The sequence below is a fragment of the Pseudomonas sp. AK-TSAG1-1 genome, from assembly GCF_056821665.1.
In genome coordinates this window covers 5,743,153-5,762,390 of the sequence record NZ_CM165965.1, presented here as the reverse complement: position 1 = coordinate 5,762,390, position 19,238 = coordinate 5,743,153, and the positions used below count along the sequence as shown (strand labels likewise).

Below are 19,238 nucleotides of genomic sequence, written 5' to 3'. Positions count from 1 at the left end.
CGATGACGTCGTTCAACTCCGGGGCCCAACCCCAGAACCGTGCGCCTCAATCCATCGGCTTTCTGCTGCTGGACAATTTCACGCTTATTTCTCTGGCCTCCGCAGTAGAACCTCTACGCATGGCCAACCAATTGTCCGGTCGTGAGCTGTATCGCTGGAGCACCCTCACCGTCGATGGCGGCCAGGTGTGGGCCAGTGACGGTCTGCAAATCACTCCCGATGCCTCCATGCACAAAGCCCCGCCCCTGGACACCGTGATCGTCTGCGGCGGCATTGGTATTCAACGCACCGTGACCCGTGAGCACGTTTCATGGCTGCAAAGCCAGGCGCGTCAGTCCAAGCGTCTCGGCGCCGTGTGCACCGGCAGTTGGGCACTGGCCTGCGCCGGCCTGCTCGACGGTTTTGATTGCAGCGTGCACTGGGAATGTCTGGCGGCGATGCAGGAAGCTTTCCCGCGTGTGGCGATGAGTACGCGCCTGTTCACCCTCGACCGTAACCGTTTCACCAGCTCCGGCGGCACCGCGCCACTGGACATGATGCTGCACCTGATCAGCCGCGATCATGGCCGCGAACTGTCCGCCGCGATCTCGGAAATGTTTGTCTACGAACGCATCCGCAACGAGCAGGATCACCAGCGCGTGCCGCTCAAGCACATGCTCGGCACCAATCAGCCGAAGCTGCAGGAAATCGTTGCGCTGATGGAAGCCAACCTCGAAGAGCCGATCGACCTCGACGAACTGGCGGTGTACGTCGCCGTGTCGCGTCGACAGCTGGAGCGGCTGTTCCAGAAATACCTGCACTGCTCGCCGTCGCGCTACTACCTGAAGCTGCGCTTGATTCGTGCGCGGCAACTGCTCAAGCAGACGCCGATGTCGATCATCGAAGTCGCATCGGTGTGTGGTTTCGTGTCGACGCCGCACTTCTCCAAGTGCTACCGCGAATACTTCGGCATTCCGCCGCGTGACGAGCGCGTAGGCTCCAACACCACGCAGCAAGTGGCGATGCTGCCGCTGCCGCAGGCGATCGTGATGTCGCCGCTGTCGGGGCCGATGTCGGCGTTGAGTCAGGCGCGTAATGAGTCGACGTTTGCCAGCGTAAGGCTGTAGGTCGCGTCATCGTTCTTCGCGAGCAGGCTCGCTCCCACATACGAATGCATTCCAATGTGGGAGCGAGCCTGCTCGCGAATGGATTTTTCAGGCGCTGTGGCTTTGCTGGTAATCCGCCAACGCCGGCAGCAACTGTTTGTCGATCGCCTGACGAACCGCAGGCTGAATACTGGCGCCGCTGGTGTACATGTCCTTGACCATTTTGCGCAGTTCAAACGCACGAACATTATCCAGACCGCGCACCGCACACTCACAGGCCTGCTCGGCGGTTGAACCGCTCGGCACTTGAAAACCCAATGCCTTGAGCTGGCCCAACAGGTCTTCCTGATCTATCAAATCGGCGTACATCATGGCGCGAATCCTTCTTCGGTAACGGAGGTCGTGGCTCGATTCTGGTAGGCATGCGCAGTGACGGCAAGGGCGATTTGTCGCAGTGGCCGCGACGGCTATGAACAGGTCGTTTTCGGCTAACTCGGTGCAAAGGGGAGTGGGCACACTGGGCTCAGCTCGCTACACGACGGTTTGGTCACCCTCGACTGGCAGCTCCTCAACAGTACCCTCTGCCCCGATCCTGTCACGGCTTGTATCGGGGCTTTTTTTGATTGTGAATCCGAAAGAGCCGGGTTGTTGGATCTGGCGCTTTCGCGAGCAGGCTCGCTCCCACAGGTGACCGCGTTCATTCATGTGGGAGCGAGCCTGCTCGCGATGAACGATGACGCGGTTTACCTTTGCAACACCAGAATCCGCGACAACAACTCATCCCGGTCGATGTAGCAGCCCTGGAAATGCCGCGCCCCGGTGGCCGGGTCAAACGCATTGCGCGCATGCAATGTGCGGCGATTATCGAAGCACCACAGCTCGCCCGGATTGAGCCGCTGCATCAGGCGAAAGCGTGGTTCGCGGGTCATCGCGATCAAGCGTCGATAGGCGCGATACAGCAGCGGCATCTGCTCCACGGAGGTATCGAACGCCCCGCGCAGAAAGTTCGCCATGCGAATCTCTGCCACTCGCCCTGACGCATCCAGCGCAATGATCGGCGCCAGGCAGCGATAGTCGCTGTGGCGATCCTTGTTGCGGAATTCCACGGGGATTTCGCACAGCGCCTGAAACAGCTCCGGGTCTTCCTGACGCAACGCATCGGCAATCGCGAAGCCATCGACAAAAATACTCTCGCCACCTTCGGCGTCATTCACCAGGCAATGCAGAAATTGCAGCCCCGGTTGCAACTCGCGGGTCGGCAGATCCGTGTGCAGCGGCAGGTTGAAAGCGGTGTAGGCGTTGCTGTCGGCATCGGCCTTGGACTGTACGTTGAACAGCACGCCGAAGTTGCTCTCGCGGATGAACGAAATGCGCTGGGCGATCAGCTTCAGCGAACCCGGTTCGGCAGGTACGCCGCGCACCTGGGTCAGGCCGATGTCGCGCACCGCGATCAGCCATTGCAACAGGGCGCCGTTGTCATCCATCAGCGCGGCGTAGTCGAACACTGGCAACTGCAAATCGCTGCGCCACAAATACGCCTTGGGCTTGGCGCTCAGGCGCTCGGCCCGGGAGGCGTCGTCGTAGGCGTGGGCACGTAACCAGCCGGGGTCGAAGCGGCTGCGGTGGCCGTCCTGCCAGTCGACGCGCAGGCAGCCGTCGCTGTCGATCTGGGCACTGGCGGGGGCGAGATCCGGTACGGCATCGACGATCTCGAACACCTGCTCGCGAGTGACGTTGTAGACGCACTGTTGGCACGGGCAGTTATCCCGCAGCCAGACGTGGTGGAACGGGCTGGTGCGGCCATCGGCCCAGGCAATCGAAACGCGATCCGCCAGACTCTGCACGCCGCTCAGCGCGCTGATCAACGGATAAGTACGGAAATCGGCAACAGCGGCAGCGGTGTTCATGGCGGTTCCTTGCGTTGGAGGGATTACCGGGCGGGTGGCAGGGCAATGACGCGGCCGATGTGAACCGGGGCGGGCAAGTCGACTTGTTCGGCGACGATGGCTTGCAGACGGCTCAGGGTGTCCGGAGTGAATGGCGCCGAACGTGGGCCGGCGAGGTCGACGTGCAGCAACATCTGTTCGTTGCCGGCCAGTTCCTTGTAGTCATCGAGCAAGTGCAGGCTGTGATAGAGGTGCAGGCGTTTACTGTCGTGGCCGATGATCTGCGTGCGCACTTCGACCTCGGCGTCGAGCTTCACTTCGTGCAGGTAATTGAGGTGCAGTTCAAGGGTGAACAGCGAATGGCCGCTGGCTTCGCGGTTGTTGCTGTCCATGCCGAGGCGATCCATCAGGGCGTCGGTGGCGTAGCTGAAAATCAGCAGGTAGAAGGCGTCGCGCAGATGGCCGTTGTAGTCGACCCAGTCGGGGATGATGCGGGTCTGGTAGGTGGTGAGGCTGGGCATGGTTTCAGATCCAACATTGATGGTGGCTGGGCTGCCGTCTTCGCGAGCAGGCTCGCTCCCACATTGGAATGCATTTCAACTGTGGGAGCGGGCTTGCTCGCGAAGGGGCCGGAGCTGCTGAGCAAGGATTACTCGCTGAAACTCATCCCGTGCTTTTCCTTGGTGGTTTTCACCGCCTCCAGCACCGCCAGCAGGCAATCATCACGATAGCGCTCCAGCGCCGAAATGCTGTGGCGGCCGAGCTGGTCGCTGGTGCCATCGACCACATCGTCAATCAGCTTCTCGGTCAGTTCCGGCGCCGGCAGATACGTCCATGGCAACTGCAATGCCGGGCCGAACTGCGACATGAAGTGACGCATCCCGGCATCGCCACCGGCCAGCGTATACGTCAGGAAAGTGCCCATGAACGACCAGCGCAGACCGGCGCCAAAACGGATCGCATCATCAATCTCGCCAGTAGTCGCCACGCCGTCGTTGACCAGGTGCAGCGCCTCACGCCACAGCGCTTCGAGCAAGCGGTCAGCGATGAACCCCGGCACTTCCTTGCGCACGTGCAGCGGGCGCATGCCGAGGGATTCGTAGACTTTCATCGCCGCTTGCACAGCTTCGGGTGCGGTGTTCTTGCCACCCACCACTTCCACCAGCGGCAACAGGTAAACCGGATTGAACGGGTGGCCGACCACGCACCGCTCAGGATGCGTCGAGCTCTCGTAGAACTCGCTCGGCAACAGGCCGGAAGTACTCGAACCGATCAGCGCATCGGGTTTGGCCGCCGCGCTGATCTTGCTGTGCAGATCGAGTTTCAGCTCAAGGCGTTCCGGGGCGCTTTCCTGGATGAAGTCGGCATCGCGCACGCATTCCTCGATGGTCGCGACAAAGCGCAGACGATCCTGCGAGGCGCCGGGCGCCAGACCGTTTTTCTCCAGCGCGCCCCAGGCATTCGCCACGCGTTTGCGCAGCGCGGCTTCAGCGCCAGGCGCCGGGTCCCAGGCCACCACGTCGAGGCCATGGGCGAGGGCACGCGCGACCCAGCCGCTGCCGATGACACCGCTGCCGAGGGCGGCGAAAGTTTTGATGTCGGTGATAAAGCTCATGGTCATGTCCTGAAAAGTTCGCAGAACCCTGTGGGGCGGGCTTGCTCGCGAAGAGGCCGGAACATCCGACGCATCTTTATGAGCAGAGCCAGCGCCTTCGCGAGCAAGCCCGCTCCCACAGGGGCAAATGAGTGATTGTTCAGCCGCGCGGGGTCAGGCCCATCTTCTTGCGGCCCTCGGCCGGGGTCAGCACGCGGGCGCCGAGGCGGCTGAGGATCTCGGTAGCGCGCTCGACCAACTGGCCGTTGGTTGCCAGCACGCCCTTGTCCAGCCACAGGTTGTCTTCCAGCCCGACCCGCACGTTGCCGCCGAGCAGCACCGCTTGCGCGGCCATCGGCATCTGCATGCGGCCGATGCCAAATCCGGCCCACACCGCGTCGGCGGGCAGGTTATCGACCATGGCTTTCATGGTGGTCGTATCGGCCGGCGCGCCCCACGGGATGCCCAGGCACAGCTGGAACAGCGGGTTGTCGAGCAAGCCTTCCTTGATCATCTGCTTGGCGAACCACAGATGACCGGTGTCGAAAATTTCCAGCTCGGCCTTCACGCCCAGCTCGGTGATGCGCTTGGCGCCGGCGCGCAGCTGCGCCGGAGTGGAGACGTAAATCGTGTCGCCGTCGCCGAAGTTCAGGGTGCCGCAATCGAGGGTGCAGATTTCCGGCAGCAGTTGTTCAACGTGAGCCAGGCGGGTCAGCGGGCCGACCAGGTCGGTGTTCGGGCCGAATTCCATCGGGTTCTCGCCGGCGCCGATTTCCAGGTCGCCGCCCATGCCGGCGGTGAGGTTGACGATGATGTCGACGTCGGCCTCGCGGATGCGCTCCATCACTTCGCGGTACAGCGCCACGTCACGGCTGAACTTGCCGGTCTGCGGGTCGCGTACATGGCAGTGCACGACGGTGGCGCCGGCCTTGGCTGCTTCTACTGCAGCCGCTGCGATCTGTTTCGGGGTGACCGGCACGTGCGGGCTCTTGGCGGTCGTGTCGCCAGCACCGGTGAGTGCGCAGGTGATGATGACGTCGTGGTTCATGGTGCGGTTTCCTTCAGGCGTGAGGGGTCTGTTCGCAGCCCTGTTGCGGGCTGCGAAGGGTTGATTCGGGGTGGGTTATTTACTGGTCAGTTGCAGGTTTTCAGCGGCCGGTTTGCCGTCGAAGGTGGTCACACCGTCGAGCCAGCGCTGCTTGTCTTCGGGGTGATCCTTGAGCCATTGCCTGGCCGATTCGAAGGCGTCCTTGTGATCGAGCAGCGGTTGCATCATGCGGCTCTCGTCTTCGGCGGTGAACGTCAGGTTGCTCAGCAGGCGGCCGACGTTCGGGCACTGGTCGGCATATTTCGGCGCGGTGACGGTCCATACGGTGGCCATGCCTTCGTTCGGGCCGAGGGCGTCGTCGCTGCCGGTGAGGTACGTCATTTTCACGTTGACGTTCATCGGGTGCGGCGCCCAGCCGAAGAACACCACGGCCTCCTTGCGGCGCACCGCGCGGTCGACGGCGGCGAGCATCCCGGCTTCGCTGGACTCGACCAGCTGGAATTTGCCGAGGCCGAACTGGTTCTTGGCGATCATTGCCTTGATCTGCGTATTGGCGCCCGAACCCGGCTCGATGCCGTAAATCTTGCCGCCCAGTTCCTTGTCGAATTTGGCGATGTCGGCGAAAGTCTTCAGGCCCTTGTCGGCCAGATAGGTCGGCACGGCGAGGGTCGCGCGGGCGTCCTTCAGGCTCGGGGCCGGCAGAACCTTGACCTGGTTGGCGTCGACGAACGGGGTGATGGTCTGGGTCATCAGCGGGTTCCAGTAACCGAGGAACAGGTCCAGCCGCTGATCACGGATCCCGGCGAAGATGATTTGCTGGGAGGCGCTGGTTTGTTTGGTGTTGTAGCCGAGGCCGTCGAGCAGGACCTGGGTCATGGCACTGGTGGCGATCACGTCGGTCCAGTTCACGACGCCCATGCGTACGTTCTGGCACGATGCGGGTTCGGCCGCCATGACGCTGGCGCTCAAGAAAGCGGTACCGCTGAGTGCAAGAACACAGCTGCTGATCAGTCGTTTCATGTCGGGTTCCTCGGCAGGTCGTTTATTGTGGTTCCCGGCGTCTGACGCGCCGGTGATGCCAAGTTACGCAGCTGCAGGCCCTTGAAAGCGCACTGCGGCGACCGGCTCTTGCACTGTAGCGACCTGTGCGCTTGAACGCTGACGACAATCGGCGTATCAACGATCCACGCTCCCCTCCCTCTCGTTACCCGCGAATCGAGTGCGCACATGTCCCAGGATTTCTACTTTCTGCTGATGCCGGGGTTCTCCGCCATCGGCTTTATCTCTGCGATCGAACCGCTGCGGGTGGCCAACCGCTTTCGTGGCGAACTGTATCGCTGGCACGTGCTTAGCGCCGATGGCGGGGCGGTGCTGGCGAGCAATGGCATGTCGGTCAACGCCGACGCGGCGCTTGAGCCGCTGAAGAAAGGCGCGACGCTGCTGGTGGTGGCGGGGTTCGAGCCGCTGAAATTCGCCACGCCAACCCTGGAGCACTGGCTGCGGCGGCTGGACAACGAAGGCGTGACCCTCGGCGCCATCGATACCGGCAGCTTCGTGCTCGCTGAAGCGGGCCTGCTCGACGGCCATCGCCTGACCCTGCACTGGGAAGCCATCGATGCGTTCAAGGAGTCTTATCCACAGCTCAGCGTGACCCAGGAACTGTTCGAGATCGACCGCCGGCGCATCACCTCGGCGGGCGGCACAGCGTCCATCGATTTGATGCTCGATCTGATCGCCCAGGCCCACGGCCCGCAACTGGCGATTCAGGTCAGCGAGCAGTTTGTATTGGGACGGATCCGCCCGCGCAAGGACCACCAGCGCATGGAGGTCGCCACGCGCTACGGCATCAGCAACAAGAAGCTGGTGCAGGTGATTGGCGAGATGGAACAACACAGCGAGCCACCGCTGACCACGTTACAACTGGCGGAGTCGATCAAGGTGACGCGGCGACAGCTGGAGCGCCTGTTTCGGTTGCACCTGAACGATACACCGAGCAATTTTTATCTGCGGTTAAGGTTGGAAAAGGCGCGGCAACTCTTGCGCCAGACCGACATGAGCGTGCTCGAAGTCAGCATCGCCTGCGGGTTTGAATCGCCGTCGTACTTCACCCGTAGTTATCGAGCGAAGTTCGCCCGCTGCCCCCGCGAAGACCGGCGTACCGCCCAAGCCTGATGGGGGTACGCAAAACCAAATGTGGGAGCGGGCTTGCTCGCGAATGCGGGGTGTCAGTCGAAACATGAGTTGACTGATCCACCGCATTCGCGAGCAAGCCCGCTCCCACATTTTGATCTTCTGTGTCTGGACGATCGGCTTACTTCTTCACCAGCGCCGAACACGCCGCCTTGTACGCCTCATGCTGATATTTGTTCAGCGTCCCCGGCAGTTCGAAATTGTGCTTCTTGGCTTGCGCATTGATCGTCTGCGGCGACAACAGCGTCACCTCACACCCGTCCAGCAACTGAAACACACCTTCGATCTTGAACGTCGTCGGCCCACCGGCAAACTCACCCTTCTTGCTGCGCTTCTTGATCGCAATCCGGTCAATCGAATGCTCGCGCACAAACGAAGCGATCTGCGCCGCAAAGCGTTTGACGTTGGCCGCCTCATCGTCATCGTCGAGGGCGATTTTCTTTGTACTGAGCGCCACATGGCTCAGGGCCGAACCGTCGAGAGCGGCCACGGCGATGATCGCTTCGCTGCCTTTGATTTCGATGCCGCAGATGTTCATGGGAATTCCTTTGAATGGAAGAGGGCAGCCTACAACTCAAGCTGATTGGCCGTGATGCCGAACGCTGCTGCAATTTTCTCGCGGGTTGCCTTGCGTGGCTTGGCAACCGATTCCTGTTGAGCAAACGCAGGTTGTGATATGCCCATGCGCTTCGCCACTTCTTCCTGAGTCAGGTTCAAGTGCTCGCGCCAGGCACGGATCGGTGTCGCCCCGTCGACCATTCGACTGACCACCTCATGCGGGATCAGATCGGGCTGCATTTTCTGTGCGAGGTATTGAGCGTAGGGAATGACTACGAAGGCGGGGTTGCCCTCGGCATCGTTGATGATTTGGATGTCGGCAGATTGATTCATGGCGTTGGAAATATAAGTCTTTTATAAGATTTTCCAATTTTTATTTATATTTTCCAGTCGGCCAATCAACAACGTTTGTCGGCATGTTGCCGAACTTCCAAAATCACTCCTGCCCAATTGACTCCAAAAACTCCGACCGTTCGTCACTCATCCGGGCAACACAGTCATTCTGCGCGATCTTGAACGCCTTGCTGCCTTCGGTGGCGGGGAACGCTTCCACCGCGCAATCGGCGTCGCGGGTTTTCAGCCATTGTTGCTGGGCGGTTTTGAGTTTGGCGGTGATGTCGGCCAGTTGCGTCGCGTTCTTGCCGTAGGTGGCCTGCATGCGCTCGTTGAGGCTGGCGTAGTTGTCCTTGAGCAGGTCTTCGGCGGTGGTGCGGCTGTAGGTCGAACATTCCAGGGTCTGGACGTCGTTTTCGACTGCGTCGCACGGGTTGTTGTCGGACTCTTCGGCGGCGTGTACGCCGGTCGCAATCAGTGCCAAAGCCAGGAAGATCGATTTCATTGATGTCGCCGCTCTAATCCAGTGGTGTATCCAAGATGCGCAAGATTCTGGCTCAAGCGCGCGGGCTTGAACAGGTAGCTGATCGGAGCGTCTGGCGACCCTTTGTCGCGGATTGACGCTTTCGGCAATTCCCCTGTCGTTTTTGCACCCGGTCGCCCCGGCACCGAGGCATATGCTGGCCCCAAAGCGCCGGCAGACGATTCGGCGCATGAATCGCCAATAAGGGGACGCCTGATGAGCCCAGCCGAATTACACGCCGACAGCATCGTTATCGACGGTCTGATCATTGCCAAATGGAACCGCGAGCTGTTCGAAGACATGCGCAAGGGCGGTCTGACGGCAGCCAACTGCACTGTCTCGGTTTGGGAAGGCTTTCAGGCGACCGTGAACAATATTGCCGCCAGCCAGAAGCTGATCCGCGAAAACAGCGACCTGGTGATGCCCGTACGCACCACCGCCGACATCCGTCGCGCCAAGGAGCAGGGCAAGACCGGCATCCTCTTCGGCTTCCAGAACGCCCACGCGTTTGAAGACCAGATCGGCTATGTCGAGGTGTTCAAACAGCTCGGCGTCGGCATCGTGCAGATGTGCTACAACACCCAGAACCTCGTCGGCACCGGTTGCTACGAGCGAGACGGCGGGCTGTCGGGCTTCGGTCGCGAAATCGTTGCCGAGATGAACCGCGTCGGCGTCATGTGCGACCTGTCCCACGTCGGCTCCAAGACTTCCGAGGAAGTCATCCTCGAATCGAAAAAACCGGTCTGCTATTCCCACTGCCTGCCGTCGGGCCTGAAAGAACACCCGCGCAACAAGTCCGATGCAGAACTGAAGTTCATTGCCGACCACGGCGGTTTCGTCGGCGTGACCATGTTCGCGCCGTTCCTCGCCAAGGGTATTGATTCGACCATCGACGACTACGCCGAAGCCATCGAATACACCATGAACATTGTCGGCGAAGACGCCATCGGCATCGGCACCGACTTCACCCAGGGGCACGGCCAGGACTTCTTCGAATACCTGACCCACGACAAGGGCTACGCCCGTCGTCTGACCAGCTTCGGCAAGATCATCAACCCGCTGGGCATCCGCACCGTCGGCGAATTCCCGAACCTGACCGAAACCCTGCTCAAGCGCGGCCATTGCGAGCGCGTAGTGCGCAAGATCATGGGCGAAAACTGGGTGAACGTTCTCAAAGACGTCTGGGGCGAGTAACGCTTTCTCAAGACCGCCGCCGATCTGCTCCCTCTCCCTCTGGCAGAGGGCTGGGGTGAGGGCCGCGGCCAACACTGAATCTAAAATTTTCTGGAGTTAAGTTTCCATGGCCAAGATCGCCCCGCAATTGCCAATCGAAGTCGACAGCGAGACCGGTGTCTGGACCTCCGACGCCCTGCCGATGCTGTACGTGCCACGGCATTTCTTCGTCAACAACCACATGGGCATCGAGGAAGTGCTGGGCGCTGAAGCCTACGCCGAGATCCTCTACAAGGCCGGCTACAAATCCGCCTGGCACTGGTGCGAAAAAGAAGCTGAATGCCACGGCCTGGAAGGCGTCGCGGTATTCGAGCACTACATGAAGCGCCTGTCGCAACGCGGTTGGGGCCTGTTCAAGATCCAGGACATCGACCTCGACAAAGGCACCGCCAGCGTCAAGCTCGAACACTCGGCGTTCGTCTACGTCTACGGCAAGGTCGGGCGCAAGGTCGACTACATGTTCACCGGCTGGTTTGCCGGTGCGATGGATCAGATTCTTGAGGCGCGCGGCAGCAAGATTCGCACAGTTGCCGAGCAAGTTTACGGTGGCTCTGAAGAAGGCCACGACGACGGCTTGTTCACCGTCAAGCCGTTGTAAGTCGAGGAACCCGCCATGGCTTTCGAAGCAATGTTCCAGCCGATCCAGATCGGCAAACTGACCATCCGCAACCGCGTGCTCAGCACCGCGCACGCCGAGGTCTACGCGACTGACGGCGGCATGACCACCGACCGCTACGTCAAATATTACGAAGAGAAAGCCAAGGGCGGTATCGGCCTGGCGATTTGCGGCGGTTCTTCCAGCGTGGCCATCGACAGTCCGCAAGGCTGGTGGAAATCGGTGAACCTGGCGGACGACCGGATCATTCCGCACTTCCAGAATCTGGCTGACGCCATGCACAAGCATGGCGCCAAGATCATGATCCAGATTACCCACATGGGCCGCCGCTCGCGCTGGGATGGCGAGCACTGGCCGACCCTGTTGTCGCCTTCGGGCATCCGCGAGCCGGTGCACCGCGCAACCTGCAAAACCATCGAGCCGGAAGAGATCTGGCGGGTGATCGGCAACTACGCCACTGCGGCCGCGCGGGCCAAGGCCGGCGGACTGGACGGTGTCGAACTGTCCGCCGTGCACCAGCACATGATCGACCAGTTCTGGAGCCCTCGGGTCAACAAGCGTACCGACGAGTGGGGTGGCAGCTTCGAGAACCGCATGCGTTTCGGCCTCGAAGTGCTCAAGGCGGTGCGCAAGGAAGTCGGCGACGATTTCTGCGTCGGCATCCGTCTGTGCGGTGACGAATTCCACCCGGACGGCCTGTCCCACGAGGACATGAAGCAGATCGCCAAGTATTACGACGACACCGGCATGCTCGATTTCATCGGCGTGGTCGGTTCGGGTTGCGACACCCACAACACCTTGGCCAACGTTATCCCCAACATGAGTTATCCACCGGAGCCGTTTCTGCACTTGGCGGCCGGTATCAAAGAGGTCGTGAAGGCACCGGTTCTGCACGCGCAGAACATCAAGGATCCGAATCAGGCCACGCGCATTCTCGAAGGCGGTTACGTCGACATGGTCGGCATGACCCGCGCGCACATTGCCGACCCGCACTTGATCGCCAAGATCAAGATGGGCCAGGTCGATCAGATCAAGCAGTGCGTCGGCGCCAACTATTGCATCGACCGGCAGTACCAGGGGCTGGATGTGCTGTGCATCCAGAACGCCGCGACCTCCCGTGAATACATGGGCGTACCGCACATCATCGAGAAATCCACCGGGCCGAAACGCAAGGTCGTGGTGGTCGGTGCCGGCCCGGCCGGGATGGAAGCCGCACGCGTGGCAGCCGAACGTGGCCACGACGTGACCCTGTTCGAGAAGAAGGAATTCATCGGCGGGCAGATCACCACCGCATCGAAAGCGCCGCAACGTGACCAGATCGCCGGTATCACCCGCTGGTTCCAGCTGGAGCTGGCGCGGCTGAAAGTCGACCTGCGTCTGGGGACTGCCGCCGATGCGGCGACCATTCTCGATCTGCGTCCGGACGTGGTCGTGCTGGCGGTGGGCGGTCATCCGTTCCTTGAGCAGAACGAACACTGGGGCGCCGCCGAAGGGCTGGTGGTCAGCAGCTGGGACGTGCTCGACGGCAAGGTCGCGCCGGGCAAGAACGTGCTGGTCTACGACACCATCTGCGAGTTCACCGGGATGTCGGTCGCCGACTTCCTCGCCGATAAGGGCAGCCAGGTCGAGATCGTCACCGACGACATCAAGCCGGGCGTGGCCATTGGCGGCACGTCGTTCCCGACCTACTACCGCAGCATGTACCCGAAAGAAGTGATCATGACCGGCGACATGATGCTGGAGAAGGTTTACCGCGAAGGCGACAAACTGGTGGCGGTGCTGGAGAACGAATACACCGGCGCCAAAGAGGAGCGGGTGGTCGATCAGGTGGTGGTGGAAAACGGCGTGCGTCCGGACGAAGAACTGTATTACGGGCTCAAGGACGGTTCGCGCAACAAGGGCCAGATCGACATCGATGCCTTGTTCGCGATCAAACCGCAGCCTTCGTTGAGCACCACCGGTGACGGCTACTTGCTGTTCCGCATCGGCGATTGCGTGGCGCAGCGTAATACCCATGCGGCGATCTATGACGCGTTGCGGTTGTGCAAGGATTTCTAAGGACTTGCACATGACCCCTGTGGGAGCGGGCTTGCCCGCGAATGCATTCTGTCAGCTCTGCATGAGCTGACTGATCCAGCGCTTTCGCGAGCAAGCCCGCTCCCACAGTAATGCAGACCGTGTTTCTCCAGGCTGTACTGGTGGGAGCTTCACCATGTTGAACACCCTTCTTCCAATCCTGTTGTTCGCCGCCCTGGCCCTTGCGGTGCTGGGCGCGTTGCGGCGGGTGGCCATGTGGCGTCGGGGCCGGGCCTCGAAGGTCGACCTGATCGGCGGCCTGTTCGCCATGCCCAAGCGTTATATGGTCGATCTGCACCACGTGGTGGCGCGCGACAAATACATTGCCAACACCCACGTCGCCACGGCGGGCGGTGCGGTGGCGTCGATTGTGCTGGCGATTCTGGTGCACGGGTTCGGCCTGCATAACCGTGTCCTCGGTTATGCGTTGCTTCTGATGACGGCAGTGATGTTCGTCGGCGCGATCTTCGTGTATCGGCGCCGGCTCAACCCGCCAGCGCGCCTGTCGAAAGGCCCTTGGATGCGCCTGCCGAAAAGCCTGCTGGCGTTCTCTGCCTCGTTCTTTCTGGTGACCCTGCCGGTGGCCGGGATCCTCCCGGAGAACTTCGGCGGCTGGCTGCTCGCGGTCATTCTTGGCATCGGTGTGTTGTGGGGCGTGTCGGAACTGTTTTTCGGCATGACCTGGGGCGGGCCGATGAAGCACGCCTTCGCCGGTGCCCTGCACCTGGCCTGGCACCGTCGCGCCGAGCGCTTTGGCGGCGGCCGTTCGACCGGTTTGAAACCGCTGGATCTGAATGATCCAAGTGCACCGCTGGGCGTTGAGAAACCCAAGGATTTCACCTGGAACCAACTGCTCGGTTTCGACGCCTGCGTGCAGTGCGGTAAATGCGAGGCCGCGTGCCCGGCCTTCGCCGCCGGTCAGCCACTGAACCCGAAAAAGCTGATTCAGGACATGGTTGTCGGCCTCGCTGGCGGCACCGATGCCAAGTTTGCGGGTAGCCCTTATCCGGGCAAACCTGTGGGCGAGCACAGCGGCAACCCGCACCAACCGATCGTTAACGGTCTGGTCGATGCCGAGACCCTGTGGTCGTGCACCACCTGCCGCGCCTGCGTTGAGGAATGCCCGATGATGATCGAGCACGTCGACGCCATCGTCGACATGCGCCGCCATCTGACTCTGGAAAAAGGCGCGACCCCGAACAAGGGCGCCGAGGTTCTGGAAAACCTGATCGCCACCGACAACCCTGGCGGTTTCGCCCCGGGTGGGCGGATGAACTGGGCAGCGGATCTGAACCTCACTCTGCTGAGTGAGAAGAAGTCCACCGACGTGCTGTTCTGGGTCGGCGACGGGGCGTTCGACATGCGCAACCAGCGCACCTTGCGCGCGTTCGTCAAAGTGCTGAAAGCGGCCAAAGTCGACTTCGCCGTACTCGGCCTGGAAGAACGCGACAGCGGTGATGTAGCCCGTCGTCTGGGCGACGAAGCGACCTTCCAGGTACTCGCCAAACGCAATATTCAGACCCTGGCCAAATACAGCTTCAACCGCATCGTCACCTGCGATCCGCACAGCTTCCATGTGCTGAAAAACGAGTACGGCGCTTTCGACGGTAACTACCTGGTGCAGCACCACAGCACCTACATGGCGGAAATCATTCAGGCAGGCGCGCTGAACCTCGGTCAGCACAAAGGCAACAGCGTGACCTATCACGACCCGTGCTACCTCGGCCGTTACAACGGCGAGTACGAGGCGCCGCGTGAAGTGCTGCGTGCCCTCGGCATCGAGGTCAAGGAGATGCAGCGTTCCGGCTTCCGTTCGCGCTGCTGCGGCGGCGGTGGCGGTGCGCCGATCACCGACATTCCGGGCAAGCAGCGGATACCCGATATGCGCATGGAGGACATCCGCGAGACCGGTGCCGAGCTGGTGGCCGTGGGTTGTCCACAGTGCACGGCGATGCTTGAAGGTGTGGTCGAACCACGCCCGCTGATCAAGGACATCGCCGAACTGGTGGCCGACGCGCTGCTCGAAGACGCCGCGCCGAACAAGCCTGCCGCCCCGGCCAAACGTGAACCTGCGGAGGCCCACTGATGAGCGACATTATCCGCCGCGATCCACGCGCCGAATGGATTGCCCGTAACCGTCTGCACCCGCTGCACGCGGCCATGCAACCGGCGCAGCACAGCTGGATGGGCCCCAACGGCATCATCCGCAAGAACCTGCACGGCATCGGTTTCATCGGCCCCAACGGCATCAAACGGATCGACCGCAGCGGCGCACAACAGGGCGGGGCGGTCAAACGCTCGGCCACGGTTGAGGTGCAATTGCCGTTGCATCAGGTGCCCGCCCCGGCGTTCTACATCAGCGTGGTGCCGGACATGGTCGGTGGCCGCCTGAGCAGCCATGACCGCGACCTGCTGGGCCTCGCTCATCAACTGGCTGGCCGGGACGGCGCAGTGCTGGCCGTGGTATTCGGCGAGCACAAGGAGACCGCTTTTGCCACGGCTGGCGTTGATCGTTTGCTGGTGCTGGAAGGCGATGAGTTCAGCGGTTATGCACCGGAGCAACGGGTGCAGGGCCTGCGGGCTGTGGATAACCAATTCAATCCGCGCCACTGGTTGCTGCCGGACAGCCGCAGCGGTGGCGGCGAACTGGGTCGACGCTTTGCTGCTGCATTGGGCGAACGCCCGGCGACGCGGGTCTGGCAGGTCAAGGATCAGGAATGCATCGGCCGCGCCGGTGCGGGCCTGCAAGACCTGGCACGCCCGGTCGCGCGCTTGATTCTGGCCTCGGCCGAATGCGCAGAACCGGTCAGCGAAACCCGTCACGAAGCCCTCTCGGTGGAGTTATCCACAACGGTGGCGCGCAGCTTGTCGCGGATTGAGGATCTCGGTGCGGTGGCGGTGGACCCGGCGGCGATTCCAATGGCCGAAGCCGAATTCATTTTCTCCGGCGGCAACGGGGTCAAGGACTGGCCGTTGTTTCATGAAACGGCTGCGGCGCTTGGCGCCACCGAAGGCGCCTCGCGGGTGGCGGTGGACGATGGCTTCATGGCCCGTGATCGCCAGGTCGGCGCGTCCGGCACCTGGGTTACTGCGCGGGTCTACGTGGCTGTGGGTATCTCCGGGGCGATCCAGCACCTGCAGGGCATCGGTGCCTGCGACAAGGTGGTGGCGATCAACCTCGACCCGGGTTGCGACATGATCAAACGCGCCGACCTGTCGGTGATCGGCGAGAGCGCGGAGATTCTTCAAGCCTTGATCGCGGCGGTGGCGGCTTACCGCAACGACGCCAAGCGCGATGCGGCTTAAGGGAAGGACACAGTTATGAACACCAATGTCATCAGCCTGGTTTCCATCGGCGCCCACCCGACCTCGGGCCGGCCACGCCGCGCCGAACAGGACGCGCGTGCCGTTGAGCTGGGCCTGCAGCTGGCGGGGGATAACCTGCAAGTGCTGCATGCCGGCGATGTCGCCGAGCCGGCGCTGCGTGCCTATCTGGGCATGGGCCTGGAACAGATGCATGTGCTGGAGCAACCGGCTGGCGCCGATGCCTTGCCGGCGCTGACTGCCTATCTGCGTGAGGCCGGTGCACAGGTGGTGCTGACCGGCAGTCAGGCGGAAACCGGCGAAGGCTCGGGCATGCTGCCGTTTCTGCTCGCCGAAGGGCTGGGCTGGCCGCTGGTGGTGGGGCTGGCGCAGGTCGAGTCGATCAACGACGGTTCGGCGCTGGTGCTGCAAGCCTTGCCGCGCGGGCAGCGGCGGCGGTTGAAGGTGAAGCTGCCTTTCCTGGCGACGGTGGATAACGCCGCACCCAAGCCCCGGCAGAGTGCCTATGGCCCGGCGCGTCGTGCGGTGCTGGAGGCGGATGACGTTGAGGTTGTTGACGATGAACTTCTCGCTGTCGCCAACCTGCAACCGGCCAAGCCACGGCCTAAACGGTTGAAAGTGATCAAAGCCAAGAGCGGTGCGGACCGGATGAAGGCCGCTACGGCTAAAGCGAGTGGTGGCGGTGGACAAGTATTGAAGGGCTTGACTGCGCAGGCGGGTGCCGAGGCCATTCTTAAACTGTTGATCGAGGAAGGTGTGATTCGTTGATTAACCACGTTTTACGATTCGACTTTATTTAAGGAATGTAAAAGTCATAAGCAGATTTAGCTATTAAAATTTACTCAAGCATATCTATTCTGTTTTATTTCCTGTCAGATCTGACAGTAGGAATGAGCAGAGGAAAATGGTGCTATCTGGTTGATGGCGCGGCAATAGTTGCCGAGCGACCCAGAGAGCATGGATATGATTAATTTGAATGCTGAATCATTGTCAAAAAACAGCTCGCAGGCGGTAGATATCCCTTTAGAGGGGAATCCTCAGGATATTGTCGTCAATAAAAGCGGGTCTATTGCTTACGTTGCTAATTGGTCCTACAAGAGTCTGGATGTTGTCGATCTTGAATCAAAGTCGCTCATCAGGTCTGTTGAAGTGGGAGACTTTCCTGAAAGTCTGGTTCTGAATAAAGACGAGTCTCGCCTCTACGGATGCACTGAAACGTCGGTTTTCCATGTGGATACCGCTGACTACAGCGTTCAACACATTAATGGGCTTCCAGGTCCGCGTGGTTTGGCTTTCAGCCCGGACGAGACATTTTTTTATGTCGGTGTTGCGGACTATTCGAAGGACTCTGCCGCCCGGGGAGAACCATTTGAAAGCTTGTACGTTATAAACACTCTCACGGATGAGATTGAAAAGAAGGTTGTTGGGCCAGGTGTTACAGATCTAGTGGTCCGCCCGGGCGGATCAAGGGTATTTGTTGCGACTTACAATGAGAGTAGCGTTACAGCGGTTGATCTCAATACCTCTGTTGTCACTCCTGTTTTGGAAACTCGATGGCCTGCGGTAATTGCCATGGACTCGGCTAGAGCATTGGTATATGTAGGTGGGGGTGAGGAGATTTCCGTCTTTGACGCATTGACTCAAAATGTGGTGGTTCGACACCCTGTTGCGAATTCAAGATCCATCGTATTCAACGAGTCAGGCACATTGTTCTATGCTTCAATAGTTTTTCCCTCGGGAATATCAATCGTCAACGCGAAGACCGGAATTGTTGTAGAAAACATCAACATTTCATCCAAAGCACTTGCTACCAACTATACGAAGCAATTTCTTTATTCTGTGGAATTTGGCGGTATTTCGATTTTTCCGTTAAGGCTGCGGACGTAGTTGTCATGATGGTTTCAAACGCGGATTAAAACAATGCTCAAGCCATAAGGAGTCAAGTGAATGACCGTTGAGTTTCGACCGGCCCGGCGCACGGATGCGCGCGATATTGCGCGTTTGTTTCAGATTTCCTCGGAGGGGGCCTCGGATTACATCTGGAGTCAGTTGGCGGAGCCGGGCGAGGCGCTGCTCGATGTCGGTGAGCGGCGCTATGCCCGCGAAGATGTCGATTTTTCCTGGCAGAATTGCCTGATCGCCGAAGCCGAGGGCCGCGTCGTCGGCATGATGCACAGCTACGTCATGCGCGAAGATCCGGACCCGACACCGCCTACCGACCCCGTGCTGGCACCTTACGCCGACATGGAAGTGGCGGACACGCTGTACATCTCCAGCCTCGCGCTGCACGAAGGCTGGCGCAATCAAGGGTTGGGCGTGCAGTTCCTCCAGCATGCCCAGGCCCGCGCAGATCAGCTCGCGCTCAAAGGCTTGAGCCTGATCGACTACGCCGCTAATACCGGTGCGCGGCGCTTCTATGAGCGACATGGCTTCGGCATCATCAAGACCTGTCAGGTGATACCGCATCCGATGATCCGGGTGACGGGTGAGGCCTATTTGATGCATCGCGCCTGAGTCCGGTTATCCACTGACGACGGTTTACGCACAATCCCTGTTGGTCAGTCTGTGGATAAGGTGTTCGCGCCTCACTGCAAGTCACGTTAATCGTGGCTTACAGCCCGCAGATCAAAAAACAATCAGCCTAAGTTGCGGTTTTTCCGAGGTTTTTCCTCAGGATAACGGCATAAGTTGCCCCCAATCTCTGTTGGCGCTTCTGTGGATAAGATGTTCGCTATCCGCTGCGAGCCATATAAAACGTGGCTTACAGAGTGT

The 19,238-nt window shown here is 60.7% G+C and carries 19 protein-coding genes; 10 read left to right on the top strand and 9 right to left on the bottom strand.

What is annotated here, in order from left to right; all coding sequences use genetic code 11:
- The first annotated feature begins 2 nt into the window (after positions 1–2).
- Positions 3–1,106 (top strand): choline metabolism transcriptional regulator GbdR, encoded by a 1,104-nt coding sequence (gbdR, locus tag AC1UK9_RS26135; RefSeq protein ID WP_007949927.1) that lies wholly within the window; start codon positions 3–5, stop codon positions 1,104–1,106.
- A gap of 87 nt (positions 1,107–1,193) precedes the next feature.
- On the opposite strand, the gene AC1UK9_RS26130 is transcribed toward gbdR, so the two are convergent.
- The 6 genes from AC1UK9_RS26130 to AC1UK9_RS26105 all read right to left on the bottom strand — a co-directional run bounded on the left by AC1UK9_RS26130 (position 1,194) and on the right by AC1UK9_RS26105 (position 6,633).
- Positions 1,194–1,457, bottom strand: a complete 264-nt coding sequence (locus AC1UK9_RS26130; protein ID WP_007962640.1) for a hypothetical protein — start codon at positions 1,455–1,457, stop codon at positions 1,194–1,196.
- A 371-nt stretch (positions 1,458–1,828) separates the two neighbouring features.
- Positions 1,829–2,992 (bottom strand): gamma-butyrobetaine dioxygenase, encoded by a 1,164-nt coding sequence (locus tag AC1UK9_RS26125; protein ID WP_482578758.1) that lies wholly within the window; start codon positions 2,990–2,992, stop codon positions 1,829–1,831.
- 23 nt (positions 2,993–3,015) lie between these two features.
- Positions 3,016–3,492 (bottom strand): thioesterase family protein, encoded by a 477-nt coding sequence (locus AC1UK9_RS26120; RefSeq protein WP_482578757.1) that lies wholly within the window; start codon positions 3,490–3,492, stop codon positions 3,016–3,018.
- Positions 3,493–3,620: 128 nt separating this feature from the next.
- Positions 3,621–4,586, bottom strand: a complete 966-nt coding sequence (locus tag AC1UK9_RS26115) for an L-carnitine dehydrogenase (RefSeq protein WP_473013794.1) — start codon at positions 4,584–4,586, stop codon at positions 3,621–3,623.
- Between the two features lie 139 nt (positions 4,587–4,725).
- Entirely contained in the window at positions 4,726–5,613 is an 888-nt protein-coding gene (cdhC, locus tag AC1UK9_RS26110) for a 3-dehydrocarnitine:acetyl-CoA trimethylamine transferase CdhC (protein ID WP_482578756.1), read from the bottom strand.
- A 75-nt stretch (positions 5,614–5,688) separates the two neighbouring features.
- On the bottom strand, positions 5,689–6,633 hold the full coding sequence (locus AC1UK9_RS26105; protein ID WP_025108539.1) for a choline ABC transporter substrate-binding protein: 945 nt from the start codon (positions 6,631–6,633) through the stop codon (positions 5,689–5,691).
- Between the two features lie 207 nt (positions 6,634–6,840).
- Here AC1UK9_RS26105 and AC1UK9_RS26100 point away from each other — a divergent pair, with 207 nt between their 5' ends.
- The gene (locus tag AC1UK9_RS26100) at positions 6,841–7,785 is read left to right on the top strand and encodes a GlxA family transcriptional regulator (protein ID WP_025108540.1); all 945 of its coding nucleotides are present in this window, start codon (positions 6,841–6,843) and stop codon (positions 7,783–7,785) included.
- A 139-nt stretch (positions 7,786–7,924) separates the two neighbouring features.
- On the opposite strand, the gene AC1UK9_RS26095 is transcribed toward AC1UK9_RS26100, so the two are convergent.
- The 3 genes from AC1UK9_RS26095 to AC1UK9_RS26085 all read right to left on the bottom strand — a co-directional run bounded on the left by AC1UK9_RS26095 (position 7,925) and on the right by AC1UK9_RS26085 (position 9,199).
- Complete coding sequence (locus AC1UK9_RS26095) at positions 7,925–8,341, bottom strand: DUF3010 family protein (protein WP_473013791.1); 417 nt, start codon at positions 8,339–8,341, stop codon at positions 7,925–7,927.
- Positions 8,342–8,370: 29 nt separating this feature from the next.
- Positions 8,371–8,694 (bottom strand): helix-turn-helix domain-containing protein, encoded by a 324-nt coding sequence (locus tag AC1UK9_RS26090; RefSeq protein ID WP_482578755.1) that lies wholly within the window; start codon positions 8,692–8,694, stop codon positions 8,371–8,373.
- A 103-nt stretch (positions 8,695–8,797) separates the two neighbouring features.
- A complete protein-coding gene (locus AC1UK9_RS26085; protein ID WP_025108542.1) occupies positions 8,798–9,199 on the bottom strand; it encodes a lysozyme inhibitor LprI family protein in 402 nt (133 codons plus the stop codon).
- Between the two features lie 234 nt (positions 9,200–9,433).
- On the opposite strand from AC1UK9_RS26085, the gene AC1UK9_RS26080 reads away from it, so the two are divergent.
- From AC1UK9_RS26080 to AC1UK9_RS26045, 8 genes are all read left to right on the top strand, one after another.
- Positions 9,434–10,411 carry a dipeptidase gene (locus tag AC1UK9_RS26080; protein WP_025108543.1) on the top strand — a complete coding sequence of 326 codons (978 nt, stop codon included), beginning with the start codon at positions 9,434–9,436 and terminating at the stop codon, positions 10,409–10,411.
- Positions 10,412–10,517: 106 nt separating this feature from the next.
- Positions 10,518–11,048, top strand: coding sequence for a DUF5943 domain-containing protein (locus tag AC1UK9_RS26075; RefSeq protein WP_008083165.1), 531 nt, complete (start codon positions 10,518–10,520; stop codon positions 11,046–11,048).
- A gap of 15 nt (positions 11,049–11,063) precedes the next feature.
- A complete protein-coding gene (dgcA, locus tag AC1UK9_RS26070) occupies positions 11,064–13,124 on the top strand; it encodes a dimethylglycine demethylation protein DgcA (protein ID WP_025108545.1) in 2,061 nt (686 codons plus the stop codon).
- A 154-nt stretch (positions 13,125–13,278) separates the two neighbouring features.
- Positions 13,279–15,228 carry a dimethylglycine demethylation protein DgcB gene (gene dgcB, locus AC1UK9_RS26065; protein ID WP_473013787.1) on the top strand — a complete coding sequence of 650 codons (1,950 nt, stop codon included), beginning with the start codon at positions 13,279–13,281 and terminating at the stop codon, positions 15,226–15,228.
- A complete protein-coding gene (etfA, locus tag AC1UK9_RS26060) occupies positions 15,228–16,448 on the top strand; it encodes an electron transfer flavoprotein subunit alpha (RefSeq protein ID WP_482578754.1) in 1,221 nt (406 codons plus the stop codon). Before dgcB ends, etfA begins: the two co-directional genes overlap by 1 nt.
- A gap of 15 nt (positions 16,449–16,463) precedes the next feature.
- Complete coding sequence (gene etfB, locus AC1UK9_RS26055) at positions 16,464–17,234, top strand: electron transfer flavoprotein subunit beta (RefSeq protein ID WP_482578753.1); 771 nt, start codon at positions 16,464–16,466, stop codon at positions 17,232–17,234.
- A 195-nt stretch (positions 17,235–17,429) separates the two neighbouring features.
- Positions 17,430–18,353 carry a YncE family protein gene (locus tag AC1UK9_RS26050; RefSeq protein WP_482578752.1) on the top strand — a complete coding sequence of 308 codons (924 nt, stop codon included), beginning with the start codon at positions 17,430–17,432 and terminating at the stop codon, positions 18,351–18,353.
- Between the two features lie 60 nt (positions 18,354–18,413).
- Positions 18,414–18,980, top strand: coding sequence for a GNAT family N-acetyltransferase (locus tag AC1UK9_RS26045; RefSeq protein ID WP_482578751.1), 567 nt, complete (start codon positions 18,414–18,416; stop codon positions 18,978–18,980).
- Positions 18,981–19,238 lie beyond the last annotated feature (258 nt).